Origin of the sequence: Streptomyces flavidovirens DSM 40150 (genome assembly GCF_000429085.1) — a bacterium.
In the GTDB taxonomy this organism is placed as follows: domain Bacteria; phylum Actinomycetota; class Actinomycetes; order Streptomycetales; family Streptomycetaceae; genus Streptomyces; species Streptomyces flavidovirens.
In genome coordinates, this window is the sequence record NZ_AUBE01000002.1 from 347,797 (window position 1) to 374,651 (window position 26,855).

Sequence of the window (26,855 nt, forward strand, 5' to 3'; positions counted from 1 at the left end):
CGGGACCCGCATCCCGCGCGGCCGCTGCCGCATGTAAGGCGCCTGACGAAGCGCCCGCCCATCGTGTGGCTGCCATCGCGTTCACGACAACGACCCGGCAGGTCAAGAACAGGCAAAGAGGTTCCGCTTCCTGATCTGAGTTCACATACTTGGCTAAGGAAAGCCTTGACCGGTCGCCCCAAAAACCGGTTCAATCCCCAAAGTCCCCGCTCCCGCACGGGGTCACCGCCCAATCGGACGTACTGACGAAGCAGGAACCCGTTCACATGGCGGACCCCTGGAGGGGGCATGAACAGTCTCGACTGGGCCGTGCTCATCGGCTACTTCGGAATCATGGTCGCGATCGGCGTCTGGTCCCACAAGCGCGTGGACAACGTCAGTGACTTCTTCACGGCCGGCGGGAAGATGCCGTGGTGGCTGTCCGGCATCTCCCACCACATGTCCGGCTACAGCGCCGTCATGTTCACCGGCTACGCGGGCATCGCCTACAAGTACGGCGTCACATCCTTCGTGACGTGGTCCTTCCCGATCGCGATCGGCATCGCGATCGGGTCCAGCCTCTTCGCTCCCAGGCTCAACCGGCTCAGGTCCAAGCTCCATGTCGCCTCGCCGCTGGAGTACCTCAAGAACCGCTACAACCTGCCCACCCAGCAGGCGCTCGCCTGGTCCGGTGTCCTGCTGAAGGTCGTGGACGTGGCGGCCAAGTGGGCGGCGATCGCCACCTTGTTGACCGTCTTCACCGGCATCTCCCTCAACCAGGGCATCCTGATCACCGGTGTCATCACCGGCATCTACTGCACGGTCGGCGGTCTGTGGGCCGACGCCCTCACGGAGCTGGGGCAGTTCATCATCCAGCTCTTCGCCGGGCTGGCGATGCTGATCGCGGTGATGGCGGAACTCGGCGGGTTCAGCTCGCTGTGGACGGTGTGGGACGAGCTCCCGGAGAGCCACAACGACCCGCTGACCGGCGACTTCACCATGATGTTCCTGCTGGCCTATCTCTTCATCAAGACCTTCGAGTACTCCGGCGGCATGTGGAACCAGGCCCAGCGCTACATGGCCACGGCCAACGCACGCGAGGCGACGCGGTCGGCCCGGCTGTCCGCGGTCCTGTGGCTGGTGTGGCCGCTGGTTCTCTTCTTCCCCATGTGGTGCGCGCCGCTGCTGGTCGACGCGCAGAAGCCGGACGCCTCGGACTCGTACGCGCTGATGACCGAGCAACTGCTGCCGCACGGCCTGCTGGGCCTGGTCATCGTCGGCTTCTTCTCGCACACCATGGCCATGTGTTCCTCGGACGCCAACGCCATCGCCGCCGTCTTCACCCGCGACATCGCGCCCGCCCTCTCCGCGAAGGCGCGCGGCTGGTCGCAGCGGGCCGGTCTGGTGGCGGCCCGGCTGTCGACAGTGGCGTTCCTGGCGCTGTCGATGGCGATCGCGACGCAGGTCAACTCGCCGGCGTTCAAGGACATCATCACGATCGTCATCAAGTGGGTCGCCGGTCTGATGGGGCCGATCGCGATCCCGTTCATGCTCGGACTGCTGCCCCGGTTCCGTAAGTCGGGTCCGACGGCCGCGCTGGTGTCGTGGGCGTGCGGGCTGTTCGCCTTCTGGGTGGTGAACTACGGCATGGACGGCGTGGCGACGCAGTACCAGGTGTCGGTGCCGCTGGCCGTCTCGCTGGTGCTGTTCGTCGTGATCGGCTTCATCAAGCCGGAGGACACTCCGGAGCGCGATGCGGTGCTGGCGCGCATCAACTCGGACGACGACGGGGACGGTGACGGCGGCGGCGACGGCTCGTCGGCGGGTGCGGCGGTCCCGGCCCCTGCCGGAAGGGGAAAGGGCGCGCTCAGGCTCTCGGGTAACGGGACAGCCAGCCGGGAGCGTTGATCGCGGGGCCGTGGAGGGCGGGGCCCTGGGTCATCTCCATCGCGAAGTCGTCGGCGAGTTCGAGGACCGTGGCGCGCCCTTCGAGCTCCGCCACCCAGCCCGGCGGCAGCGCGGTCTCGCCGTGCAGGGCGCCGAGCAGGCTGCCGCACAGCGCGCCGGTGGCCTCGGAGGCGCCACCGTGGTTGACGGCGAGGCGCAGGCCGTGGCGGATGTCCTCGCCGACGAGGGCGCAGTAGACGGCGACGCCGAGTACGTCCTCGGCGGTGCGGCCGTCGCCGAGGGACTCGACACGGGCCGGGGACGGCATCCCCTGGCGCACGGCGCCGAGTGCGTGCTTGAGCGCGTCGGTGACGGGCTGGTGGCCGGGGCGGGCGGCGAGCTGGACGAGGGCGCGCTGGACCGAGGCGTCGACGGTCTCGCCGCGCGCCAGGCCGTGCACGATGACGGCGAAGGCCCCGGCGGAGAGGTACGCGGTGGGGTGGCCGTGGGTCTGGGCGGCGCATTCGACGGCGAGCTGGAAGACGAGCTGCGGCTCCCAGCCGACGAGGAGCCCGAAGGGCGCGGAGCGGGTGACGGCGCCGGAGTCGCGGGCCGTGGGGTTTCTGGGCCGGTCGAGGGTGCCCATGGTCTCGTCGGCGAGGCCGGTCAGGCATTCACGGGACGGGTCGCGGCGGGCGTACAGCCACTCCTCGCGGGCGAGCCAGCCGTTGTCCTTGCGGCGTTCGTCCGGGCCCCAGTCGCGCTGGGTGGCAGCCCATCGCAGGTGCGCGCGGTGTACGTCGGTGGGCGGGTGCCAGGCGCCGGTGTCGCGGCGTACCTGGGCCCGTATGAGGCCGTCGACGGTGAAGAGCGTCAACTGGGTGCCGGCGGTGACGGCGCCGCGTCTGCCGTAGGCGGGGACGAGGTCGGTGACGGCGTCCATGCCGTGGGCCGCACGTATCTCCTCCAGGCTCAGGGCGGCCACTCCGGCGCCGAGCGCGTCGCCCACCGCGCCGCCGAGCAGGCAGCCGCGTACCCGGCTGCGGAAGTCCTGCTGCTCGGCACGGCCCCATACGGATGTGAGTGGTGCGCTCACCGCTTCTGCCCTTCGCGTGTGTGCCGGCGTACGAACGACGTGGCGTCTGGCGCAGCACTGTAACCGAAGGGGAACGAGGTGTTCAGGGGGCAGGGGTGCGGGCGGGTGCGGTGCCTGCGGCGCTGAACCGGGGCTCCGCACCGGACCGCGCTCCTCAAACGCCGGAGGGGCTGAAAGTCGCACAGGGGGCAACCATCCAGCCCGTCCGGCGTTCGAGGACACGCCCTCGGGTCAGTCCGTGATCGGGATCTGGCCGTTCGCGTCGGCCGGCGCCGGCTTCGTGCCGCGCTGCGTGATGCCCTTGAGCAGCTCGGCGAGGTCGACCCCGGTGGTGGAGCTGAGCATCTCCATGCCCTGGGCGACGTTGTCGGTGACCGTACGGGAGAGCTGGCTCGCGCCGTCCGTGGAGATCACGGTCAGCTTGTCGATTGCGCTCATCGGCTCGGCCGCCTTGGCGACGACCTGCGGCAGCACCTCGACGAGCATCTGGAGGACGGCCGCGTCACCGTACTGCGCGAACGCGTCGGCCTTCTTGCGCATCGCCTCGGCCTCGGCCGAGCCCTTCGCGGCGATGGCGGCGGCCTCCGACTCACCCTCGATCCGTACGGCCTCGGCGAGCGCCGCGCGGTGCAGCTTCTCGCCCTCACCGGTGAGGCGGGAGCGCTCGGCGTCCGCCTCGGCCTCCTTGACCTGCGCGATACGACGGGCCTCGGCCTCCTGCTCCGCCTGGTAACGGGCGGCGTCGGCGGGCTTGCGGACCTTCGTGTCGAGCTCGCGGTCGGTCAGCGCGGCCTGGCGCTCGGCGACCTTCTCCTGCTCCGCGAGTACTTCCTGCTGGCGTGCGGCGTCGGCGAGCGGGCCGGCGGCGTTGGCCTTGGCGGCGGCGGCCTCGGTCTCGACGCGGATCTCGGCCTGCTTGAGGTAGAAGGTCCGCTCGGCGATGGCGATCTCCTCGGCCGCCTTCAGCCTGGCCTGCTCCGAGGCCCGCTTGGCGATGGCCTCGGCGATGTCGGCCTCCTGACGGGCGCGGGCGGCCTCGGGGCGGCCCAGGTCCTCCAGGTAGGAGCCCTCGGTGGTGATGTCCTGGATCTGGAAGGCGTCGAGGATCAGGCCCTGCCCGGACAGGCTCGCCTCGGCCTCCTCGGCGACCTGACCGGCGAAGGCGGCGCGGTCACGGATGATGTCCTCGACCGACATCCGGCCGACGATGGCGCGCAGCGCACCGGACAGCACTTCCTGCGTGAAGCCGACGATGCCGTCCTGCTGCTGCAGAAACCGCTGGGCAGCGGCCCGGATCGCGTCCTCGCTGCCGCCGACCTTGACGATCGCGACGCCTTCGAGGTTGGCCTTCACACCACGCAGGGTGACGGCGCCGCGCACCGAGATCGGGATGTGCCGGCTGGAGAGGTCGAGGGTGAACTTCTGCTGTACGAACGGCACGACGAAGACGCCGCCGCCGACGACGACCTTCTGGCCGCTGTTGTCGGTGGAGGTATGCCCGGTAACCGGGTCGACGGACGTCTTGCCGCGCCGACCGGTGATGATGAAGGCCTCGCTGGGGCCGGCGACCTTGTAGCGCGTGATGACGACAAGGGCCAGCATGACGAGGAGTACGACGACTCCCACGACAGCGATGACGACTGGACTCATGATGAATTCCCCCCTGCCTTCCCAGGGGACGGCAGCAGTTGGAGTGGAACGTAACGTAAGCAGGACTGTTGGGTCACGCAGGGCCGGGCGGACCGGTGTCAGCGTTCGACGGGGCGCACCGTCACCGAGGTGCTCGACAGGGACGCCTCCACCCAGATCTCGGCGCCCCGTGCGACGGGCACCGCGCTCTTGGCCGCGAGTTTGACCGGCTGGCCGCCGAGCCGCAGCATCACCTCGCCGTACCCGTCGGCGGGGATGGCGGTGACGACGGACCCGGCGGTGCCGACGAGGTCGGTGCCGCGCGGGGTGGCGTCGGTCTGGTCACGCATCAGCGCGCGGCTGAAGTTCCACGCGAGCCAGCCGGCCGCGACCCCCGCCGCCACCCCGACTCCCGTGGCCGCAGCGGCTCCCAGACCCGTGGTGCCGAGCATGATGGCGCCGCCGAAGCCGAACATCGAAATGAACCCGGCGATGACGGGCAGTGAAAGAAGCCCGTCGAAAAGGCCGTCGAGGACTCCCCCGAAAAGCCCTTCCAGAATCCCGTCGAAGATCAACGAGAGAGCCAGCAGCACGATCCCCGCAATGCCGAGACCGAGAAAAACTGTCATCCCGCTCGCCTCCCCCGCGCGCGCCGATCTTCTGAACAAGAGGGATCGTCTCATGCGCGACTGACAGAAAACATTGCCGGGTTCCAGCAATCTTGACGCGTCCTTAATGCCGCTTCACTCCAGCACCGGCAGCAACTGCGGAAGGTGACCGTCCGACGCGGCCGCCGCCTGCTGTCGCTCCTGCGGTACGTCCCCGTACAGCGTCGTGCGCGGCTTCGAGGGGCGGCCCGCCGCGTCCGCGATCGCGACGAGGTCCTGGATGGAGCGGTACGAGCCGTAACTGGAGCCCGCCATCCGGGAAATCGTCTCCTCCATCAGCGTCCCCCCGAGGTCGTTCGCGCCCGAGCGCAGCATCTCGGCCGCTCCCTCGGCGCCCAGCTTCACCCAGCTCGTCTGGATGTTGGTGATGTGGGGGTGGAGGAGAAGGCGGGCCATGGCGGTGACGGCCCGGTTGTCGCGGTCCGTGGGGCCGGGCCGGGCGATGCCGGCCAGGTAGACGGGCGCGTTGGTGTGGATGAAGGGCAGCGTCACGAACTCCGTGAAGCCGCCCGTCTCCTGCTGAACGCGGGCGAGCGTACGCAGGTGGCCGAGCCAGTGGCGGGGCTGGTCGACATGCCCGTACATCATGGTCGACGAAGACCTGATGCCCAGTTCGTGCGCGGTCTTCACGACCTCGATCCACGTCGCGGTCGGCAGCTTGCCCTTGGTGAGGATCCAGCGCACCTCGTCGTCGAGGATCTCGGCGGCGGTGCCGGGGATGGAGTCGAGCCCGGCCTCCTTCGCCGCCGCCAGCCACTCACGGATCGACATGCCGGTGCGGGTCGCGCCGTTGACGATCTCCATCGGAGAGAACGCGTGCACGTGCATGTCCGGGACGCGCTCCTTCACGGCGCGCGCGATGTCGAAGTACGCCGTGCCGGGGAGATCGGGGTGGATGCCGCCCTGCATGCACACCTCGACCGCGCCGACGTCCCACGCCTGCTCGGCGCGGTCGGCGACCTGGGAGAGGGAGAGGGTGTAGGCGTCGGCGTCGGTGCGGCGCTGCGCGAAGGCGCAGAAACGGCAACCGGTGTAACAGACGTTGGTGAAGTTGATGTTGCGCGTGACGATGTACGTGACGTCGTCGCCGACCACGTCACGGCGCAGTTCGTCAGCGATGCGGGTGAGGGCGTCCAGGGCGGGGCCGTCGGCGTGGAGGAGCGCGAGGGCCTCGTCGTCGGTGAGCTTGGCCGGGTCGTCGGCGGCCTGTGCGAGGGCCTGGCGTACGTCGGTGTCGATGCGCTGGGGCACCATGCCGGGTGCGGCGGCCTCGCGCAGCGCGTCCCAGTCGCCGTACACGTCGTCGAAATCGGTCCGGCGGTCGGTGGTGCGGCCGGTGGTGTCGATGGTGCGGTGGAGGTCGGTGCGGCCGGTGCCGGTCGCCGACGCTGCCGACGCTGCCGCGTTGAAGCCCTCGTCGGGTTCCTGCCACGGCAGACCCGTCGGCCGTACGTCCTCGCGCGCCAGCCCGGTCTCCGGATCCGCGAGCGCCCGTACGTGCGGCAGCAACCGGGGGTCGAGCCAGGGCTCGCCGCGCTGGATGAACTCCGGGTAGATGGTGAGCCGTTCGCGCAGCGCGAAGCCCGCGGCGGCGGTCTTCGCGGCGAGCTCGTCGATGTACGGCCAGGGGCGCTCGGGGTTGACGTGGTCGGGGGTGAGCGGCGAGACGCCGCCCCAGTCGTCGATGCCGGCGCCGATGAGGAGGGCGTACTCGGAGTCGACGAGGTTCGGCGGGGCCTGGATGCGGGCGCTCGGTCCGAGGATGTGGCGGGCCACGGCGACGGCGGCGGCCAGCTCCTCCAGCTCGGCGTCGGGCATGCCGCGCATGGCGGTGTCCGGCTTGGCGCGGAAGTTCTGGACGATGACTTCCTGAATGCCGTGGTAGGCGCGGGCGGTCTTGCGGAGCTCGAAGAGGGAGTCGGCGCGCTCCTCGTACGTCTCGCCGATGCCGATGAGCAGGCCGGTGGTGAAGGGGACGTTGGAGCGGCCGGCGTCTTCGAGGACCCGCAGGCGTACGGCGGGCTCCTTGTCGGGGGAGCCGTGGTGCGGGCCGCCGGGCTCGGACCACAGGCGCGTCGCGGTCGTCTCCAGCATCATGCCCATGGAGGGGGCGACGGGCTTGAGCCGCTGGAGGTCGGTCCATGACATGACACCGGGGTTGAGGTGGGGCAGCAGCCCCGTCTCCTCAAGCACGCGGATGGCCATGGCGCGGACGTACGCGAGGGTGTCGTCGTACCCCTCGGCCTCCAGCCACTCGCGCGCTTCGGGCCAGCGTTCCTCGGGGCGGTCGCCGAGTGTGAACAGCGCTTCCTTGCAGCCCATCGCGGCGCCGCGGCGGGCAATGTCCAGTACCTCGTCGGGCGAGAGGAACATGCCGTGGCCGTCGCGGCGGAGCTTGCCGGGGACGGTCACGAAGGTGCAGTAGTGGCACTTGTCGCGGCACAGGCGGGTCAGCGGGATGAAGACCTTGCGCGAGTACGTGATGACGCCGGGACGCCCGGCGGCGTCAAGACCGGCGTCGCGTACACGTGCGGCGGAGGCGGTGAGGTCGCGGAGGTCGTCACCGCGTGCCTGGAGGAGCACGGCGGCCTCGGCGATGTCGAGAGCGACCCCGTCGCGGGCACGTTTCAGGGCGCGCCGCATGCTGTTGGGGGTGGGGGCGTGGCTGTGGGGTGTTGCGGTGGCGGCTCCGGTGGATTCTTGCCCGTTCCCGGAAGCGGAAACGGTACCGGACCTTGGCCCGTCCTCGTTTCCGTTTCCGTTCCCGTCCTCGTTCCCGTTTCCCCTCGGTGCGCTCGCGCTCGTCGTCATGCGTCCGAGCATACGAGCGACGCGGACAGGCACTCCGTCCCGTGGTGGTCCGGCGAGGGTTCAGGGCCTCACGGCGTCGACATCGAGCTGAAGACCAGGAACCCCAGCACCATGCCGAGGGCCAGGCCGGCTCCCGCGACGATCAGGCCCGTAACCGCGAGAGGCTCGTCCTTGGACTTGGCGATCCCGCCGAATACCAGACCGAGGACGCCGAAGAGCGGCGGGCAGAAGAACAGTGCCACCACGCCGAAAATGATCGCGACAATGCTGAACGGACTTTTCTGCACGTGCGTTCCCTCTCCCCCGAGGTCCGGCCGGGGCGGCCGGGCGCTGTCCATGCCGAAAGGCCAAGGTAGCGGCGCCCGGGCGCGCGGCACAGAGGGCCGGACGGCACTGGCCACATAAACGTCAGATAAACCTCGCGTACTCATCCAGTACGCGAAGAACCTCCGCCTCCCCCGCGGGCGGCAGTTGCAGCACCAGCTCCTCGATGCCCAGCTCCGCGTAGTGCGCCACCTTGCCGGCGCTCGGCTTCACCGCGTACGGGACCACCTGCAGCGACTGCGGATCACGCCCCGCTTCCTCCCAGACCGTACGCAGCACCGGCACCGACTCCGTCAGGCCCCGGCCGCCGATCGGCAGCCATCCGTCCGCGTACTCCGCGATGTGCGAGAACAGCTTCGGACCCGCCGCCCCGCCCACCAGCGTGCGCGGCCCCGTCACCGGGCCGCGCGGCTTCCGCACCGGCTTGGGGTGGGCGTACGACGCTCGTACCGCACCGAACTCGCCCTCGTACGCCGTCGGTTCCTCGGACCACAGCGCCCGCATCAGCGCCATCCGGTCCCGCGTCCGCTCGCGACGGGTCGTCCACTCCACGCCGTGGTCCGCGGCCTCCTCCTTGTTCCAGCCGTAGCCCACACCGAGCGTGAAGCGGCCGCCGGAGAGGTGGTCCAGCGTCGCGACCTGCTTCGCCAGGTCGATCGGGTCGTGCTGCGCCACGAGGGTGATGCCGGTGCCGAGGCCGAGCCGTTCGGTGACCGCGGCGGCCTGGCCGAGGGCGACGAAGGGGTCGAGCGTACGGCCGTACTCACGCGGGAGTTCACCGCCCGCCGGGTACGCCGACTCGCGCGACACCGGGATGTGGGTGTGCTCGGGCAGGTACAGGCCGGCGAAGCCTCGCTGCTCCAGCTCGCGTGCGAGCCGTACCGGCGTGATCGTCTCGTCGGTGAGAAAGATCGTGGTGGCAATCCGCATGCGGAGCTCCTCATCGTGATCGGCATCAACCGGATCTCATCGTAGAAGTCCGCTGCCGAACCCCTTCCGTTGCAGGGGAGTTCACGGCTCAATACCAGGGTCTCCGTACGCCCGCAGGACGCAGGAAGCACCCTCGACGCTCAACCTCGGGAGATGCCGGCATGACCGGACCGACAAGCGAATCCGGCCGGACCATCGGCCGGCGCGGACTGTTCGTGACCGGCGCCGCCGCCGCCCTTACCTTGGGCAGCGTGAGCTTCGCGAATGCCGCGCCGCCCGGCGGCGAGGAGACCCGGACCGTACGCGGCACACTCCCGCCGGGGTCCCCCGACTACGTCTACCTGCCCGTGGAAGTGCCGCGCGGAGTACGGGAGATCGCCGTCTCGTACGCGTACGAGAGAACTCCCGTGCCGCCCGGCACCCAGGGCAACGCCCTCGACATCGGCATCTTCGACGAGCGCGGCACCGGCCTGGGCGGCCGGGGCTTTCGCGGCTGGTCGGGCGGGGCGCGGTCGGAGTTCTTCATCCGCGCGGATGACGCGACGCCCGGCTACATCGCGGGCCCCGTCCGGGCGGGGACCTGGAACATCGTGCTGGGCCCGTACACGACCGCCCCCGAGGGACTGCCGTACGCCGTGACCATCACGCTCCGGTACGGCGCACCGGGCAGGACCCCCGCCGCCGTCCATCCGCCCGAGCGGGCCAGGGGGCGGGGGCGCGCCTGGTACCGGGGCGACTGCCACCTGCACTCCGTGTACTCCGACGGAAAGCGCACCCCGGCCGAGATTGCCGCAGCCGCCCGCGCCGCCGGGCTCGACTTCATCAACACCAGCGAGCACAACACCCACGCCGCTCACAGCGCCTGGCAGGGCCTGTGGGGTGACGACCTGCTCATCCTCACCGGCGAGGAAGTCACCACCCGTAACGGTCATGTCGTCGCCGTCGGCACCGAGCCGGGCACCTTCGTCGACTGGCGCTACCGCGCCCGCGAGAACCGCTTCGGGCACTACGCCCGCGAGATCCGCCGCGCGGGCGGCCTGGTCGTGCCCGCGCATCCGCACGCCACCTGCATCGGGTGCAACTGGAAGTTCGGGTTCGGGGACGCCGACGCGGTGGAGGTGTGGAACGGGCCGTACACCCCCGAGGACGAGGTCGCACTCGCGTCCTGGGACAGCACGCTCACCAGCGGCCGCGGCTGGACCCCGGCCATGGGCAGCAGCGACGCCCACCGCGAGCCGCAGCTCGTCGGTATGCCGCAGACGGTCGTACGGGCCGACGACCTCACCCGAGAGGCGATCCTCGACGGCATCCGCGCCGGCCACTCCTACATCACCGAATCCTCCGCCGTGTCCCTCACCTTCGGCGCCTCGGGCGGCCGGGCCCGCCACGCGGGCATCGGGGACCGGCTGGACGTCGACGCCGACACCCCCGTCACCGTCCGCCTGGAGGTGACCGGCGCACCGGGCTGCACCGCCCACTTCGTCACCGACCAGGGCACGCTGCACACCGCGCCGCTGCCGGAGTCCGGGGCAGGCACGGTGGAATGGCGCACGACACCGCACTACGCCACGTACGTACGCGCGGAAGTCCGCCACGCACCGAAGGTCCCCACCCTGCCGGGAGCCCTGGCGGCGATGACCAACCCCGTCTTCCTCGGTCCCGCTTCCGGCCGCCGCTGACAGCAACCGACGCCACCGGCAACGCGGGCGGCCTCACCAGTCCTCACCCTTGCGCCCGCACTCCGCCCACAGCAGCTTGCCGCCGCCCGGCCGCCCTGGGTAGTACGCCCCGCCGAGGGGGTAACCACCCCACCTGTCCGCGCACGCCTGGACGAGGTGGAGGCCCCGTCGCTCGGGCGATTCCGGGAGCGCGGGGATCGTGCGGAAGGTGGAGGGTGTAGGCCCAGGGCGGGGTTACGGTGGCCATGGAAGTTTCCGATCGCTGTCGGGAGTTGGACCGTGACGCGCGTTCCGAGAAGTACTCCCGACGCCACTGCTGGACCTTGCCGAGCTGGAACACCACTCGACCCGGCTGCAGTCCGCCACCACGTCGCACATTCCGGGTCTGCTGCAAATCACCGACCACGCCCGCGAGATCTTCCGGCAGGTCGTCCCAGAGTTCTCGCGCACCGAGGTTGAGCACCGCGTGAACCACCGCCTCCAGCGACAGGCGCTGCTTGACCGGGCAGACGATCTTGTACGCGCACGGGCCCGTGCCCCAGCTCGACACCGTCTCGCTGGATCAGTCGCACGGTCCGGCGCTTGTTGACGCCGAGGCCCAGTTGGAGATGTACCGGGCTCTGCTGGCCCGTATGGAAGCCGTAGCCCTGGAGCCCTCCGCGTCACGCGAGCTCATCCACAAACTGACCCACGACTTGTGAAGGGGAACTGATGCAATCCGCTGAGGCCGATTGGCAGAAGTCTTCGTTCTGCGGACAGGGTGAGTCCTGCGTACACGTGGCTGCCAGTGACCGCACGGTCCTGCTCACCGAGAGCGCGGACCCGGCCCACGCCGTACTCAGCACGACCCCCACCGCCTGGAACGCCCTGCTCCAGAGCCTCAGCCAGGCCGGGCGTCCGCCCGCCTGAACGTCGCTGGACACGACAGAGGGCCGGGGAAGCCGTATTCGGCTTCCCCGGCCCTCTCGTGACTCAGGTATGCAGCGGGAGTTCGGACGGGTCAGTCCTCGACGACCAGCGCCGGGGTGTCCGTCGTCAGCACCTCGCCGCGGAAGAACGCCGGGCTGCGGCGCTGCATGACGGCCATGATCACTGCGCCGAGCAGCAGCAGGCCCACGCCGATCACGAAGACCGAACCGACTCCGAAGAGCGAGCTGCCGCTGCCGTATGCCGGGTCCCACATGTCGTACAGGGTCTGGCCGAAGACCGCGGTGAGCATCAGCGCGCCGACGCCGGGGAAGATCCCCTTGATCATCAGGTTGCGCAGGGAGTGGCGCAGTTCCCCACGGAAGTACCAGACGCAGGCGAAGGCGGTGATCGCGTAGTAGAAGCAGATCATCAGGCCCAGCGCGTAGATCGTGTCGACGAGGACGTTCTCGCTGACAAGCGTCATCACCGAGTAGAAGACGCCGGTCGCGACGCCCGCGACGACCGTGGCACGGCCGGGGGTCTTGAAGCGCGGGTGGACCTTGGCGAACGAGGCCGGCATGGCCTGGTAGGTGCTCATCGCCAGGGCGGTGCGCGCCACCGGGATGAAGGTGGTCTGCAGGCTCGCGGCGGCGGAGGCGACCACGGCGACGAAGAGCAGGATGCCCATGCCCGAGCCCATGATCGGTTCGGCGAGGACGGCGAAGACGTTGTCCGAGGTCTCCGGGTTGCCGAGGCCGGTGCCCTTCTCGCCGACACCGGCGTACATCTGGGCGGCGATGGCCACCATCAGGTACGACACGACGATCACGACCATGGCGAGCATCGCGGCGCGGCCGGGCGTCTTGGCGCTTCCGGTGCTCTCCTCGTTGACCGACAGGCAGGCGTCCCAGCCCCAGTAGATGAAGATCGAGAGGGAGAGGCCCGCGGTGAAGGCGGCGAAGGACTCGACGCCGAACGGGTTCATCCAGGACCAGGAGAAGTCGATCGAGTTGGCGACCTCGTCGGACTTGGTGAGTGCCATGTAGACGAACATCACCAGGACGGCGAGCTGGAGACCGACCAGGGCGTACTGGACCCACTTGGTGGCCGTGATGCCCCGATAGCTGATCGCGGTGGCGGCGGCGATGAAGACCAGCGTGGTGAGGATGTGCGCGGCCTTGTTGTCGTCCAGCGCGGCGACGTCCGCGCTGCCGGTCAGCTCACCGAGGAGCAAGTAGAAGAAGGAGGTGGCCACGCCGGCGAGGTTGGAGAGCACCACGATGGTGGCGACCAGCAGGCCCCAGCCGCACATCCAGCCGACGCGGGGACCGAAGGCCTTGACCGACCACGTGAAGGACGTGCCGCAGTCGGGTACGGCCTTGTTCAGCTCGCGGTATGCGAAGGCCACCAGCAGCATGGGCAGAAACCCCGCGAGGAAGATCGCGGGCATCTGCAGCCCGACCTCGCCGACCGTGGGGCCCAGCGTGGCCGTGAGGCAGTAGACGGGTGCCACGGTGGAGATGCCGATGACGGCGTTGCCCACGAGCCCGACGGAATTGCCGCCGAGGCCCTTCTCGCGTACGCCACTCTCCACCGAGGAGGCGCCGCTTACCGTGTCTCCGGCCTGGGGCCGCATGTCTACCTGAGTCATATGCGGGACGTTAGCCCGTGCGTTTTCCACATCCGGAGGCAAACGCTCCGCTCAAAGATCCTTGAATTTCGCGGGTCGAGCGCCTCAGTGGTTGCGGATTGAAGGTTCTCACAGAACCGGGGGCGGCCATTGCCAGGCCGCAGACCAATACTTCCGAGGTGCGGAAATCGCAACGCTGTCCATTTTGCCCTTTTTCAAAGTTTCCCAAACGTTTTCTGGAGGGCTCATCCGGTCCACACGATCGCCTGAGTCTCGCTGTATGCGTGCAGCGCGTACGAGCCGACGTCCCGCCCCACTCCGCTCTTCTTGAACCCGCCGAACGGCGCCTCCATGTTGCGCCCGACGGTGTTCACCCCGACACCGCCCGCGCGCAGCCGCCGCGCGACCCGGAAGGCCTTGGCCGCGTCCCCCGACCAGACGTAGTCGACGAGCCCGTAGTCGCTGTCGTTGGCGAGCGCGATGCCTTCTTCCTCGTCACCGTCGAAGGGGACGACCACGACGACCGGGCCGAAGATCTCCTCACGGACGACGCGCATGTCGTTCGTACAGTCGGCGAAGAGCGTGGGGGCGACGTAGAAACCCTTCTGGTACGCGGGCCTGTCACCGCCCGCGACCAGCCGGGCGCCCTCCTTGCGGCCCAGGTCGATGTACGACTCGACGCGGTCGCGGTGGGCTGCGGAGATCACCGGGCCGACGACCGTGTCCGGGGCGCCGGGGTCGCCGACCTTCAGCAGACGCAGGTAGCCCGTCAGCTTCTCGACGAGCCGGTCGCAGATCCCGCGCTGAGCGATCACGCGCGTCGGCGCCGTACAGATCTGCCCGCTGTAGAAGGAGAACGACGTACCGATGCCCAGGACGGCGGAGTCGAGGTCGGCGTCGTCGAAGACCACCGCCGCGCCCTTCCCGCCCAGCTCCATGAGCTGACGCTTCATGCCGCGCCCGCAGACCTCCGCGATGCGCTGCCCCACCGCCGTCGACCCGGTGAAGCTGACCATGTCGACGTCCGGCGAGTCGACGGCGGCCTCACCGGCGGCGGGCCCGGAGCCGGTGACGACGTTCACGACCCCGGGCGGTACGCCGGCCTCCGCCAGCGCCGCCGCCATGCGGTAGACGGACAGCGGGTCCTGGGGGGCGGGCTTCACGACGACGGTGTTGCCCATGGCGAGCGCGGGCGCGACCTTGCCGGCCGCGTTGGCCCAGGGGTTGTTGTACGACGTGACGCAGGTGACGACGCCGACCGGCTGGCGTACGGCCACGGCCCCGAACACCCCGGCCTTCCCCATCGCCCCCGCCGGACTGACCTGCGGCGGCAGCCCGCGCTCCACGGGCTCCAGCGCCCCGCGCGCATACCGCCGGAAGCGGGCGGCGCCGACGGCGACCTGCATGCCGAGCGCGGTCGCGGCGGTGGCGCCGGTCTCGGCGCGGGCGAGTCCGGCGTACGCGGCCGAGTCGCGCTGGATCAGGTCTGCCGCGCGGTCGAGGATCGCGCCGCGTTCCTCGGGGGCGGTGCGGGCCCAGGCCGGGAAGGCGTCCCGCGCGGCGGACGCGGCGGCGTACACCTGCTCACGGCTCGCCTCGGGGGCGAGCCCCACCACTTCTTCCGTGGCCGGGTCGATGACCTCGTAGTGGCCGCCGTCAGGGTCTGTCCACTCGCCGCCGATGAACAGCCGCTGCGGCCGGCCGGGCGGTTCCTCCCCGCTCACTTGGTCGCCACCGTCCTGGTGTCCCGGCCGGAGCGCAGCACCGTGCCCGGCACCGCCCCCGTGACCTGGTCGTCGCGTATCACCTCGACGCCGTTGACGCGTACGGACACGACGCCGATCGCCTTCGAGTCGAGCCGCGGGCTGTCGCCGGGCAGGTCGTGCACGAGCGTCGCCGGGCCCGCCGCGATCCGCTCCGGGTCGAACAGCACGAGGTCCGCGTGGAAGCCCTCCTCTATACGTCCGCGCTCGCGCAGCCCGAAGAGCTGGGCGGGGTCGTCGGTCAGCATCTTCACGGCCTGCTCCAGCGGCACCAGCTCGCGGCCGCGCAGGCAGTCGCCGATGAAGCGCGTGGTGTACGGCGCCCCGCACATCCGGTCCAGGTGGGCCCCGGCGTCCGAACCGCCGAGCAGGACGTCCTCGTGCTGCCAGGTGCGCTGCCGCAGTTCCCAGCTCGCCGGGTCGTTGTCGGCCGGCATCGGCCACAGGACGGTGCGGAGCCGGTCACTGGCGCATATTTCGACGAGGCAGTGGAAGGGGTCCTGGCCGCGTTCGGCGGCGATGTCGCGCACGACGCGGCCGCTCAGGCCCTCGTTGGCGTCCGAGTACGTGTCGCCGATGACGTACCGCTCGAAATTGGCGAGGCGACGGAAGACGCCGGCCTCCTTGCTGTCGGCGCGGCGGAGCATTTCGGCGCGTACGTCCGGGTCGCGCAGCTTCTCGATGCGCTCGGAGACGGGGAGGGCGAGGATGTCGCCCCAGCCGGGGATGAGGTTGAGGGCGCAGAACGTACCGAGGGACATGTTCATGGGGGTCAGGATCGGCATGGTGAGGGCGACGATCCGGCCGCCCGCCTGCCGGGCCCTCCCGCTTGCCGCCAGTTGACGGGGGACGCGTTCGGGCACGGCCGCGTCGATGGTGAGCACGTTCCAGTTGAGGGGCCGGCCGGCGGCGGTGGTCATGTCGACGAGGAGGTCGATCTCGTCGTCCGTGAACTGGTCGAGGCAGCCGGCGACGATCGCCTCGAGCTGGGTGCCCTCGTGTTCGCCGACGGCGCGGGAGAGAGCGATGAGTTCGGTTGGCCTGGCGTGGCGGGAGGCGACGGGCTGCCCGTCGCCGTCGGAGTGGGTGGACGACTGGGTGGTGGACAGGCCCCACGCGCCGGCGTCCATCGCGTCGTGGAGGAGCTGGACCATGCGCGCGAGCTGCGGCTCGGTGGGCTGCCCGCCGACGGCTGCCTCGCCCATGACGTGGCGGCGCAGGGCGCAGTGGCCGACCATGAAGCCGGCGTTGACGGCGATGCGGCCTTCGAGGGCGTCGAGGTATTCGCCGAAGCTGTGCCAGTTCCAGGGGGCGCCTTCTTCGAGGGCGACGAGGGACATGCCCTCGACCTTCGACATCATGCGGCGCGTGTAGTCGGCGTCCTCGGGGCGGTCGGGGTGCAGCGGCGCGAGGGTGAAGCCGCAGTTGCCGCCGGCGACGGTGGTGACGCCGTGGTTGAGGGACGGGGTGGCGTACGGGTCCCAGAAGAGCTGGGCGTCGTAGTGGGTGTGGGGGTCGATGAAGCCGGGGGCGAGTACGAAGCCGTCGGCGTTCTCGGCGGTACGGGCCGGCTCGTCGACGCTGCCGGGCGCGGCGATCACGGCGATCCGGCCGCCCCGGATGCCGACGTTGGCGACGCGGGCGGGGGCACCGGTGCCGTCCACGACGGTGGCTCCGCGGATGAGGTGGTCGAGCATGGGAGTCCCTTCGGGTGATGGTGGTGGTGGGGCGGGGGGCCGCGCGGGCGGGCTCGGGGTGCGAGTGCGGGCCGGTTTGGCCGCTGCCCGGGGCTCAGGCCCCGGTCCTCAAGCGCCGGACGGGCTGGAAGTGGCTGAGCACCATCCAGCCCGTCCGGCGTTTGAGGACACGCCCGTAGGGCGTCCGGGGTCTGGGGCAGCGCCCCTCACGCGGCGGAGCCGCAAAGTGTCACAGCGGGAAGGGGCGGGTCGGGGAAGGCCCCGCGCAGCGGACGCACGCACCGCCGCCGCGCTCAGCTCGCCGGCGCCGCTTGCCGGAACCGCGTCGTCCGGTGGACCGGGTCCGTGTCGATCTTCGGGATGACGTGCTCTCCGATCAGCTTGATCGTCGTCATCGTGTCCTGCGGCGACACCCCGATCGGCAACCCGAACGAAAGCTGATCCGCCCCCGCCCGCTCCCACCGCTCGCACTGCCGCAGCACCTCGTCCGGATCCCCGCAGATCATCAGCTCCTCGGCGATGAGCAGCTCGATGATCTCCGCCGAGTACTCCGGCAGCAGTTCCGGCCACTCCGGAATCCCCTCCGGCCGGGGAAACGTGTCGTGGTACCGGAAGAGCAGCGACTGCAGATAGTTCAGCCCGCCGCCCACCGCGATCTCCACCGCCTTCTCATGCGTCTCCGCACAAATAGCGGTCGACGTCACCATCACGTTGTCGTTGACGAAGCCGCCGATCGGCTCCGCCTCCTTCACCGCGTTCTTGTACGACTCGACGACCCACTCCATGTCGGAGACCTTCTGGACGCTGAAGCCCAGCACCCCGAGCCCCTTCTTCCCGGCCATGGCGTACGACGACGGCGACCCGGCGGCGTACCACATGGCCGGGTGAGACTTCCCGTACGGCTTGGGAAGGATCTTGCGCGGCGGCAGCGACCAGTGCTTGCCCTGGAAGCCGGCGTACTCGTCCTGGAGCCACATCTTGGGGAACTCGGAGATCGTTTCTTCCCAGATCTCCTTGGTGTGGTTCATGTCGGTGATGCCCGGCATGAAGCCGAGGATCTCGTGGCTGCCGGCCCCGCGCCCCGAGCCGAACTCGAAGCGCCCCTGCGACAGGTGGTCCAGCATCGCGACCTTCTCCGCGACCTTCACCGGATGGTTCACCGGCGCCAGCGGGTTGAAGATCCCCGATCCGAGGTGAATCCGGTCAGTCGCGTGGGCGAGGTATCCGAGGAAGACGTCGTTCGCGGAGAGGTGCGAGTACTCCTCCAGGAAGTGGTGCTCGGAGGCCCAGGCGTACTTGAAGCCGGACTTGTCCGCCTGGATGACGTACTCGGTCTCCTCGATCAGCGCCTTGTGCTCCGCCTCGGGGTCGGCCTTGGCACGCGCGGCCGGCACGTACCCCTGTACAAAGAGCCCGAATTCCAAGGTACTTCTCCTTCGGAGAAACTGACACACCGTCAGTTATGGATGCCCACGACTGTTCCACTGCCCCTTCGGGCCGTCAACACCTGATGCGCCGTCAGGTAGGTCGGGCGCCCGCCAGAGCCGCCAGAGCCGTCAGAAAAGGCTGACGCCCGCCAGCCACCCGCCGTCGATGACGAACGGCTGCCCCGTGATGTACGACGAGTCGTCGCCGGTCAGGAACAGCGCCAGCGCCGCCACCTCCTCCGGCTGCCCCATCCGCCCCATCGGTACGAACTTCCGGTAGAGCTCGTCCACGGCGGCCCTGGACTCCGCCGGGTCGGCCGCCGGATCGAGCGCCGACGGGTTCGTCATCGGCGTGTCCACAGCCCCCGGACACACGGCGTTGACCCGGATCTTCTTCGCCGCCAGCTCCACGGCCGCGACCCGCGTCAGCCCGAGGACGGCGTGCTTGGTGGCGGCGTACGCGCCCACGAAGGCCATGCCCGTAAGAGCCGTGTACGACGCCGTATTGACGATCGTCCCGCCGCCCGCCGCCTCGATCTCGGGCGCCACGTTCCTGATCCCCAGGAACGTGCCGACCTGATTCACCTGCACCACCTGCTGGAACTCCTCCAGCGGCGTGTTCACCAGCTCGTTGAACCTCAGGATCCCCGCGTTGTTGACCAACCCGTCGATCTTCCCGAAGGTCTCCTTCGCGACGGTCACCGCCGCGACCCAGTCGGCCTCCTGGCTCACATCGAGATGGACGTACGCCGCGGCGCTCTCCCCCAGTTCCCCGGCGAGCGTCTTGCCCTGCTCGTCCAGGACGTCAGCGAGGAGGACCTTCGCGCCTTCCGCCACGAAGAGCCGCGCCTCCTGCTCGCCCTGCCCGCGCGCCGCGCCCGTGATGACGACGACACGCCCGTCCAGCTTGCCCATACCAGGTCTCCCTCAGTTCAGGTGCGGGGCCACTTCGGCGGCGAACGCCGCCATCTGGTCGGTCAGCTCCGTGCGGCCTCGGCTGCGGAAGCGCACCTGGATCTGGTCCACACCCATCGCCCCGTACGCGCGCAGCGACTCGGCGATCGCCTCCGGCTTCCCTGTCACCGTGCGCCGCCCGACGTTCCAGGCCGCGTCGCCGACGTACAGCGGCTCGGTGATGGCGCCGACGGTGAAGGGGGCAACGCTCCCCGCCGCCTCGCGGAGCGCCCTCAGCCGGGTGATCCGCCGTGGCAGCCGGTCACGCGGATCGCCCTGCGGCAGCCAGCCGTCGCCGCGCAGGGCAGCCCTGCGCACGGCGGCGGGCGACGACCCGCCGACCCACACGGGCACGCGTTCCTGCGCGGGGCGAGGCCGCTGCCCGAGCCCGCTGAAGGCGTACCGCTCCCCCGCGAACTCGGGGTACTCGTCCGGCCCCAGTGCCGCCCTGAGCGCGTCGATCGTCTCGTCGAGTACGCCCCCACGCCCGTCGAAGTCCGCACCGAGCGCGTCGAACTCCTCCCGTACGTGCCCGGCGCCGACACCGAGGACCAGCCGGCCGCCGGAGAGGTGGTCGAGCGTCGCGTACTGCTTGGCGGACACGAGCGGATGGCGCAGGCCGACCACGGCGACGTGGCTCAGCAGCCGAACGCGCTCGGTGGCGGCGGCGAGGAAGGAGAGGGTGGCGACGGGGTCGTACCAGACGGTGCTCATCGCGTCGGCGAGGCGGCGCGGGATCGCCACGTGGTCGCAGCTCGCGATATAGGCGAAGCCGGAGCGGTCGGCGGCCCTGGCCACCTCGACGAGGTCCTCGGGACCGGCCTCCGCCTCCCACGTCTCCGCGTAGATGGTGCTCTGCGACTGGACCGGGAGCTGCATCCCGTACGACAGCCGCCCTTCGGGCAGGACCCGCGCCATGAGAACCCCTCCGGAGCTGATGACCCGTCACTGGCGGACGGAAGGGCCATCGTCATACCTGACGGACCATCAGGCAAGGGGTTCGAGGCGTGCGGCCGGCTCGGCTCATCAGGCCGGGCCGGTCAGGCGGACGCCAGTCGCACGCGGACCGTCTTGCCGCAGTGCCGGCGGAGAAACCAGCTCACCTCCCCACCGACGTCCCGTACGAGCCGCAGGCCGCGCCCTCGTTCGTCACCCTCTGCCGGTTCCCCGTCCTCGCCGAACCGGGCGAACGCCTCGACGGGATCGGACACGTCGATCAGCAGCGCCCCGTCCTCCAGCACCGCGAGCCGCACCCACAGCTCGTGGCCGACCTTGCGGCCGTGATGGACGGCGTTGGTGACCAGCTCGGAGACGATCAGCACGGCATCCTGTACATCCCCCGGCCAACGCCACATCGTGAGCTGCCGGCGGGTGTGTATCCGGGCCAGGCGCACGGCGCCGGCTGTCATGGGATAGCCGGTGGAGCGCTCTCGCACGAAGGGCGCGTACAGGCCCTGCCCCAGATCCGTCATCACGGCCTCACTCGGTTGTTCCGCTCGGCAACCCCGGTACGACTCATACGCGCATCGGGCCCGTCCGTCTCAGCGGGCGCGGGCGGTTGCGCCGCCCTGTACTGGACTACGGGGATGGGACGTTACGGACAGTCGTTCACGGTGAGCGCGAAAGTTTCTCCATGTTTCTCGAAAGCCGCGCAGACTTTCTCGATCTTTCCCACAAGGCCGGCAACAAGCTGTACCGCGAAAGCGGTGACCCCAGGATGCTGAGCAGTGGATCGACACCCGAGGGAAAGGAGACCGCTATGAGGCGGTTGCGCTTCAACGGCACGGGCAGCGGCGTGAACGGATGCCCGTAGGTCCACGAGGACCTCGACACCGGGGACATCATCGTCCACGGACCACCGCTCACCGATCCCGACGAGACAACGCAGCTTCAGCATCTCTCCGAAGGAGAGACCGCCATCGTCGTACCGCGAGAGCTCCTGATCGACTTCGGCCCCAAGGAGGCAGACCGAGTGCCGGACATCATCGGACTGGACGAGTTCGACAAGCTCTTCACTTCTTTCAAGCACACCGCATGGCGGCTCGAAACACGGCGCCGATACGCGTCCGACGAAGTATCGGACACGTACGGCCAGTTCATGAGGGGCGAGCCCGTGGTGTGGGACGGCGCCAACCCCGAGTGGTGCGCCGAGCGTCGCGAGCAGTCGGCCCTGGGCAAGCGGTTCGAGCGGGTGCGCGTCGTCGACGACCCGCCGACGCCCGGCCAGCTCTACCTGCTCGACAACGCGAAGCGGAACTCCTCGGTGGGTGAGGACATCCGCAACCTGTGGCGCACCGACGCGGAACGGCTGAACCTGCCCGAAGAGGACTTCTGGCTCATCGACTCACGGCTCGTCGCCCTGCTCCGCTTCGACGACGCCGACAACCTGATCGACGTCGAGCTGATCACTGAACCTGCGGCAGTCAACCGTTACGCGCAAGTGCGTGATGCGGCCTGGCACTACGCCGTACCGTACGAATCGTTCGCGGCCGGAGTGTCCGCCTCAAAGTAGCGAGAGAGACCTGGTGAGCACCGACTTCCAACAAGCTCGCGCCGCGCTCGGAGTGCGCCTCCGTGAACTGCGCGAATCTTCCCCTGAAGGTCGGCTCACCGGGTCTCGGCTCGCCCAGCACCTCGGGTGGCCGCATTCCAAGGTCAGCAAGCTGGAGAACGGGAGACAGACCGCCACTGCCGAGGACGTGCGCTCCTGGGCCGAGGCCACCGGTCACCCGGAAGCAGCCGAAGAGCTGCTCGCTCGGCTGGCCGGCCTCGAATCCCACATCCGGTCCTGGCGTCGGCAGCTCGCCTCCGGACACCGCGCTGTCCAGGACGCGATCAGTACCGAGTTCGCGCGCTCCACGACGTTCCGCGCCTGGGAGAACTCCATGGTTGTCGGCGCCCTCCAGACCGCCGACTACGCCCGGAACATCTTCAGCCGTTACTCCGAACTGCAGCAGTCGCCCCGTGACACCGAGGACGCCGTACGAGCACGCCTGCGATGGCAGGAGAGCTTGTACCGGCCCGGCACGAAGTACCGCATCGTCATGTGGGAAGCGGCACTTCATGCCCAGGTCTGCCCGCCCCCGGTACTCGCCGCGCAACTCGACAGGCTGGCCGGAGTCATCGGGCTGGACACCGTGGAGCTCGGCATCGTCCCCTTCTCCGCCTCGCTGAGGATTCCACCCGCCAACGGGTTCTGGATCTTCGACGACCGCCTGGCCATCGTGGAGGACTGGCACGCCGAGCTCTGGATCGATGACGCCGCCGCCATCGCCGTCTACTCCAAGGTCTGGTCCACCCTGAACGAATCCGCCGTGTACGGCTCCGACGCGCACGCGGTGATCAATCGCGCCCGGCGCGCCCTGGACGGCCACTGACGGTGACTTGAGCTTCGGGGGACGAGGGTCGAGACGCTTTTGCGAGGAATGGGACGGAGGGAACTACCCACCCACCCCACCTTGTTGCCGCACGCCTGCCGAGCGGTGACCTTTTGTGATCGGGTCGCCACGCAGTGCGGTTGCCGTGTACGGTGCGCCTCATAGAACGACCCCCGTGGGTGCGCCAACACCGCACAGGGGTCTGACCATCAGTTCGAAAGCAGGTCGACCCAATGGCTGTTTCGCAGTTTAGTCCCGCTCTGCACGCCCCCGCCCATCCCATGGCCAACCCCGGCTTCGGAAAGCGGTGCGCGCCCGACGAAGAACCGCGCCGCAAGGGCGACTTCGCACATCTGCCCAAGCGTGAAGCGGCCATCGCCGCGTACATCGACCGTCTTCCCGAAGGCGCCGACATCTCCGTCAAGACGCTGGCCAGGGAGCTGGCCGACTACGGCCAGTGCGCCGTGGGGACCGCGCTCAACAGGCTCTCCGAGGCCGGGCACCTGCGCCGCGTGCGCCAGGCGGTGTGCGAGGGCGAGGAGGTGCGGTGGGTGTTTCGGACCTTCTTCACGCGGACCCCACGGGCCGACGCCTGGTGGAACGCCTACCTCTGCGACCACGTCCCCACCAGCGGCTACGCCGACGCCGCGGCCGCACCGGAGCCCGACGTACAGGGGCACGACGCCCTCGCCCGGCTCGGCCGCCGTGAGCCCCGGCTCGCGCTTTCCGCCGCCGAGTGCCAGGCGCTCGCGCCGCTCGCCGGGGAGTGGTTCCGGCGCGGGGCGACCGAGACGCAGCTCGCGCTGGCGATCACGCTGCTGCTGCCGGACCCGGTGAAGCACCCGTACGGATTCGTACGTTCACGGCTTGAGGCGAAGCTGCCGCCGCTGCCGCCCCCGCCCGTCACCGGTACGTACGTCATGGAGTGCACCGACTGCGGCGCGCCCGGTACACCCGGATCGCTGCCCGGCGGGCTGTGCCGCGTCTGCCGGAGTGAGCCCCGCGTGCCCGACCGTCCCGAGGACGGGCTGCCCACCGAGGTCGTACGGGGGAAGGCGGCCCGGCTGCGGGACACCGTGCGGGCGTACCGGTTCAGGCCGCCGTCTCAGCGCTGAGGACTCGGGCCCGCGCCCGCTCACAGCCCCTCCTCCGTCAGCCCCAGCAGCTCGATCGCGTTGCGGCGTACGATCCGGTCCACCACGTCCGGGTCCAGGTGGCCCACGCGTAGAGGGTGCTCTGCGACTGGACCGCAGGAGCGCCGCCTCAGCCGACAGCCGCCCGGCCGGACAGTGAGGAACCGCTGGTGTCGCGGCAGCGGCTCAGACATCATGCGGCGCATGAACTGGATGCCTCTGCTCTCCACGTTGGTGGGTGCCGCTATCGGCATCGCCGCCACCCTGATCGCCGATCGCAACAGGTGGCGGCGCGAGGAAGCACGACACGCTCTGGAAGTGCGGCGCGCCGTGTACACCGAGTACACCTCCGCCCTCAAGGACGCGGGGGAACAGATACGGGCTGTCGCGCTGGGCGATCACATGTCCGAGTCGGCGCGTGACGCGGCGGTGCGTGAGGCCTTCCGTGGGACCGGATTGCACACGGCAAGCGAGCAGCTCTGGCTCGTGGGTCCGCCGCTCGTTGTCGCGGCCGGGAACGAGGCGTTCCACAGCCTGCGCCGGATACGCGACGCCTATACCCGCGGGGTGACAGTCGGCTCCGCCGAGGACACGGTCCTCATCCAACAGCGCCGCACGGCCATGGCTGAGATGCGCCGCCGCATGCGTGAGGATCTGGGCATCGGGCCCCTTGGGATCGAATGACCACCGGCTGGAGAAGACGTCAACGCAGGCCCCCCTGCCAGCCGTGGACGTACCGCACGCCGTGGGTGCGGTGGTAGGCGGCCGGGGTGCCGCTCGGGGTGCCCGGAGAGGCTCCAGTTGTGGCCGCCCCGGCGAACCTATGCGGTTACGGCACTAGACAGAAAGCGGTACGGGGTGGATCTCGGCGGCCGGGTGACCGGTTCGCTCGTGGACGCGCTTCACCGCGTCCGCAGAGGGCGCTTCGGAGAGGCAGTACACGACGCCCGCGTCGGGGTCGGCCCACGCTCGCTCGAAGTGCACTCCCTCCTCCGCCTCGATCGCCAGATCTGCCCGGTGTGCCGCCGAGAGCTGCTCGGCCGTGATGCCCTTCATGTCGTGGTGGACGTCCATGAACGTAGTCATCGCCCGCCACCTCCAGTCGTCTCGTCGTCTCCTCCTACCATCGTGCGCCCGCCCCCGCACCAGGTCGAGCCGGCGTGACGCCCTCACATGCGCCACCCAGTACCACCACCCCCGCCCCACCGGTACGCACGGCGCTCCATCGAGCGCGGAGAGTCAACCGACTTCGCGCCGACAGCCGGTCAGCGAGCCGGCGGTCGCGGTCGCGAGCATGTGTGAGCTGGAGGAAAGAAGTGCGGGGTACGGCTCGGCCAACCGGGCGGACTCCAGTGCGGCCACGAACATGGGGGATCCGATCAGCCGCTCACCGCTGTGCTGCTCGGCCGCCTTCAGGCACGACCACGCGGGACCCTCGATGCCGTGTACGGCGACGCCTTCCAGGCCGGCGGCCACCATCTCCTCCTCAAGGCCTTCGGCGGTGTGGAAGTAGGCGGCCGTGAACCCCTTCCGGCCGGGCTCATGGCGGCCGGTGCGGAGGATGTCCGCCACGGCGTCGCGGACCCGCTCGGTACCGAGGAACGTGGTCGCCACGTGTTCGTACAGCGACGCGTACCGCCCGATTGCTGCTGCGGCAACCAGCCCGCCCGGCCGCACCACCCGCCTTGCTTCGGCAAGCGCACGGTCACGGTCCGCACGCTCCAGCAGGTGGTAGAGCGGACCGAGGAGGAGAACCACGTCGTACGAACCAGTGTCGGCGGTGAGCTGCCGCGCGTCCCCGATCTCCGCGCCAACACCGAGGGCTGCCGCCTGCTCGACGTGCCGGGCGACGGGGTCGACGACATGGACCTTGTAGCCGTCGGCGCTGAGCCACTGGGCATGAATGCCGGGCCCGCCTCCCACATCGAGGACGGTCGCCGGAGCCGGAGGCAGGAGGCGTCGAAGGATCTCCTGAGTACGGACGAGTTCGAGGGCGCCGTCGGCAGTGGCTGTCAGGCGGGTCGCTTCGTCGAAGGTGTCGGTGTAGAAGTCGTAGATCTCGGGCGCGATTTGAGGGGCCGTTCCCATGTGAGGGATGCTCCACCTTGACCGGTCCACCTGTCCAGTGAACAGGAGTACATCTCGATGCCGACCTTGAAGTACGAGCAGATCGCCGACTCACTGCGGCAGCGCATCGCGGACGGCGAGTTCCCGGCAGGCGCACTTCTGCCGTCGGGCCGCGACCTGTGCGAACAGTGGGGCGTCTCGCGGGCCACCGTCATCAAGGCGTACGACATCCTCAGGAACGACGGACTGATCGTCGCGAAGCAGGGGCACGGCTTCCGCGTCACCGAGACGCCGCTCGCCCGCCCGGCCGGCAACCGCAGACCGGGCAGCACCCGCACGACCGGAGCCCACCCGTTCCGCAGGCTCGGCACCCCGACGCGGGAGGAGCCTCCGCGCCATGTCGCCGAACTGCTCGAGCTGCCAGACGGCGCCACCGCACTGCGGCGCGACCGCCTTGTCCTGTTGGACGACGGGACTCCGATGACGCTGGTGACCGCATGGTTCCCGCTGGACGTGGCCGATGCGTGCCCACGACTGGCGCAGACCGGACCGATCGCAGAGGGAACGACGCACTACGTGACCCGGACCACCGGGCGGGCGCCAGTGCGGGCCTGCGATCTGACGCGGGTACGACTGGCAGTGGAGGCCGAGGCCGACCGGTTCGGCGAGAGGGTCCCGCTCGCCGTCGCGGTGGACCTGCACGTGGCCTACGACAACGAGGACCGTCCGCTCGTGGTGGAGGAGGGTGTCACGCCGTCCGATCTGTGGGAGCGCACGGACAACTACCCGATGGGGTACGGACTCTGACAATTTCTTGACTGGACCGGTCCACCGGTCCAGTCTGAGGGGTGTGGCAGAAGCCACGCCCCCAGCCACAGCTGTGGGTTGACTCCAA

General features: G+C 69.9%; 23 protein-coding genes and 2 pseudogenes. 10 read left to right on the forward strand and 15 right to left on the reverse strand.

Going from position 1 to position 26,855, the window contains the following annotated elements:
- The first annotated feature begins 288 nt into the window (after positions 1–288).
- On the forward strand, positions 289–1,887 hold the full coding sequence (locus G412_RS33275) for a sodium:solute symporter family protein (RefSeq protein WP_051338122.1): 1,599 nt from the start codon (positions 289–291) through the stop codon (positions 1,885–1,887).
- On the opposite strand, the gene G412_RS0104325 is transcribed toward G412_RS33275, so the two are convergent.
- The 6 genes and pseudogenes from G412_RS0104325 to G412_RS0104350 all read right to left on the reverse strand — a co-directional run bounded on the left by G412_RS0104325 (position 1,847) and on the right by G412_RS0104350 (position 9,324).
- The gene (locus tag G412_RS0104325; protein WP_028810980.1) at positions 1,847–2,962 is read right to left on the reverse strand and encodes an ADP-ribosylglycohydrolase family protein; all 1,116 of its coding nucleotides are present in this window, start codon (positions 2,960–2,962) and stop codon (positions 1,847–1,849) included. The two genes, G412_RS33275 and G412_RS0104325, sit on opposite strands and share 41 nt — an antisense overlap.
- 231 nt (positions 2,963–3,193) lie before the next feature.
- Entirely contained in the window at positions 3,194–4,612 is a 1,419-nt protein-coding gene (locus tag G412_RS0104330; protein WP_028810981.1) for a flotillin family protein, read from the reverse strand.
- A 98-nt stretch (positions 4,613–4,710) separates the two neighbouring features.
- Positions 4,711–5,220, reverse strand: coding sequence for a hypothetical protein (locus G412_RS0104335; protein ID WP_028810982.1), 510 nt, complete (start codon positions 5,218–5,220; stop codon positions 4,711–4,713).
- Positions 5,221–5,334: 114 nt separating this feature from the next.
- Positions 5,335–7,932 (reverse strand): annotated as a pseudogene (locus G412_RS0104340) (bifunctional FO biosynthesis protein CofGH); the annotation flags it as partial.
- Between the two features lie 206 nt (positions 7,933–8,138).
- Positions 8,139–8,357, reverse strand: coding sequence for a hypothetical protein (locus G412_RS0104345; RefSeq protein WP_028810984.1), 219 nt, complete (start codon positions 8,355–8,357; stop codon positions 8,139–8,141).
- A gap of 121 nt (positions 8,358–8,478) precedes the next feature.
- Complete coding sequence (locus tag G412_RS0104350) at positions 8,479–9,324, reverse strand: LLM class F420-dependent oxidoreductase (protein ID WP_028810985.1); 846 nt, start codon at positions 9,322–9,324, stop codon at positions 8,479–8,481.
- 161 nt (positions 9,325–9,485) lie between these two features.
- Here G412_RS0104350 and G412_RS0104355 point away from each other — a divergent pair, with 161 nt between their 5' ends.
- The 4 genes from G412_RS0104355 (at position 9,486) to G412_RS0104365 (ending at position 11,912) form a co-directional block, all read left to right on the forward strand.
- Positions 9,486–11,003 (forward strand): CehA/McbA family metallohydrolase, encoded by a 1,518-nt coding sequence (locus tag G412_RS0104355; protein WP_028810986.1) that lies wholly within the window; start codon positions 9,486–9,488, stop codon positions 11,001–11,003.
- Positions 11,004–11,379: 376 nt separating this feature from the next.
- Complete coding sequence (locus G412_RS41545; protein ID WP_483027165.1) at positions 11,380–11,592, forward strand: Scr1 family TA system antitoxin-like transcriptional regulator; 213 nt, start codon at positions 11,380–11,382, stop codon at positions 11,590–11,592.
- On the forward strand, positions 11,501–11,704 hold the full coding sequence (locus G412_RS41550; RefSeq protein WP_051338123.1) for a Scr1 family TA system antitoxin-like transcriptional regulator: 204 nt from the start codon (positions 11,501–11,503) through the stop codon (positions 11,702–11,704). Before G412_RS41545 ends, G412_RS41550 begins: the two co-directional genes overlap by 92 nt.
- Before the next feature lie 10 nt (positions 11,705–11,714).
- On the forward strand, positions 11,715–11,912 hold the full coding sequence (locus G412_RS0104365; protein ID WP_037647611.1) for a DUF397 domain-containing protein: 198 nt from the start codon (positions 11,715–11,717) through the stop codon (positions 11,910–11,912).
- A 91-nt stretch (positions 11,913–12,003) separates the two neighbouring features.
- Here G412_RS0104365 and G412_RS0104370 read toward each other — a convergent pair whose 3' ends face one another.
- From G412_RS0104370 to G412_RS33285, 7 genes are all read right to left on the reverse strand, one after another.
- Positions 12,004–13,563: an APC family permease gene (locus G412_RS0104370; protein ID WP_028810988.1), complete on the reverse strand. Its 1,560-nt coding sequence runs from the start codon at positions 13,561–13,563 to the stop codon at positions 12,004–12,006.
- A 224-nt stretch (positions 13,564–13,787) separates the two neighbouring features.
- Entirely contained in the window at positions 13,788–15,266 is a 1,479-nt protein-coding gene (locus tag G412_RS0104375) for an aldehyde dehydrogenase family protein (RefSeq protein ID WP_028810989.1), read from the reverse strand.
- Positions 15,263–17,002: an N-acyl-D-amino-acid deacylase family protein gene (locus G412_RS0104380; RefSeq protein WP_028810990.1), complete on the reverse strand. Its 1,740-nt coding sequence runs from the start codon at positions 17,000–17,002 to the stop codon at positions 15,263–15,265. Before G412_RS0104380 ends, G412_RS0104375 begins: the two co-directional genes overlap by 4 nt.
- Positions 17,003–17,295: 293 nt before the next feature.
- Positions 17,296–18,426, reverse strand: coding sequence for an LLM class flavin-dependent oxidoreductase (locus G412_RS0104385; protein ID WP_028810991.1), 1,131 nt, complete (start codon positions 18,424–18,426; stop codon positions 17,296–17,298).
- 132 nt (positions 18,427–18,558) lie between these two features.
- Positions 18,559–19,344: an SDR family NAD(P)-dependent oxidoreductase gene (locus G412_RS0104390; RefSeq protein WP_028810992.1), complete on the reverse strand. Its 786-nt coding sequence runs from the start codon at positions 19,342–19,344 to the stop codon at positions 18,559–18,561.
- 12 nt (positions 19,345–19,356) lie between these two features.
- Entirely contained in the window at positions 19,357–20,301 is a 945-nt protein-coding gene (locus tag G412_RS0104395; RefSeq protein WP_028810993.1) for an LLM class F420-dependent oxidoreductase, read from the reverse strand.
- 122 nt (positions 20,302–20,423) lie between these two features.
- Complete coding sequence (locus tag G412_RS33285; protein ID WP_051338124.1) at positions 20,424–20,855, reverse strand: ATP-binding protein; 432 nt, start codon at positions 20,853–20,855, stop codon at positions 20,424–20,426.
- A 287-nt stretch (positions 20,856–21,142) separates the two neighbouring features.
- On the opposite strand from G412_RS33285, the pseudogene G412_RS33290 reads away from it, so the two are divergent.
- From G412_RS33290 to G412_RS0104425, 4 genes and pseudogenes are all read left to right on the forward strand, one after another.
- A pseudogene (locus tag G412_RS33290) lies at positions 21,143–21,895 on the forward strand (DUF6879 family protein).
- A 13-nt stretch (positions 21,896–21,908) separates the two neighbouring features.
- Complete coding sequence (locus tag G412_RS0104410; protein WP_028810994.1) at positions 21,909–22,760, forward strand: helix-turn-helix domain-containing protein; 852 nt, start codon at positions 21,909–21,911, stop codon at positions 22,758–22,760.
- A 233-nt stretch (positions 22,761–22,993) separates the two neighbouring features.
- Positions 22,994–23,875, forward strand: a complete 882-nt coding sequence (locus G412_RS0104415; protein ID WP_028810995.1) for a hypothetical protein — start codon at positions 22,994–22,996, stop codon at positions 23,873–23,875.
- Positions 23,876–24,097: 222 nt separating this feature from the next.
- Positions 24,098–24,577: a hypothetical protein gene (locus G412_RS0104425; protein WP_244282849.1), complete on the forward strand. Its 480-nt coding sequence runs from the start codon at positions 24,098–24,100 to the stop codon at positions 24,575–24,577.
- Between the two features lie 153 nt (positions 24,578–24,730).
- On the opposite strand, the gene G412_RS0104430 is transcribed toward G412_RS0104425, so the two are convergent.
- On the reverse strand, positions 24,731–24,979 hold the full coding sequence (locus tag G412_RS0104430; RefSeq protein ID WP_028810997.1) for an SCO4226 family nickel-binding protein: 249 nt from the start codon (positions 24,977–24,979) through the stop codon (positions 24,731–24,733).
- Positions 24,980–25,132: 153 nt separating this feature from the next.
- Positions 25,133–25,981, reverse strand: coding sequence for a class I SAM-dependent methyltransferase (locus G412_RS33295; RefSeq protein WP_051338125.1), 849 nt, complete (start codon positions 25,979–25,981; stop codon positions 25,133–25,135).
- Positions 25,982–26,038: 57 nt separating this feature from the next.
- Here G412_RS33295 and G412_RS0104440 point away from each other — a divergent pair, with 57 nt between their 5' ends.
- A complete protein-coding gene (locus G412_RS0104440; protein WP_028810998.1) occupies positions 26,039–26,767 on the forward strand; it encodes a GntR family transcriptional regulator in 729 nt (242 codons plus the stop codon).
- Positions 26,768–26,855: the final 88 nt, after the last annotated feature.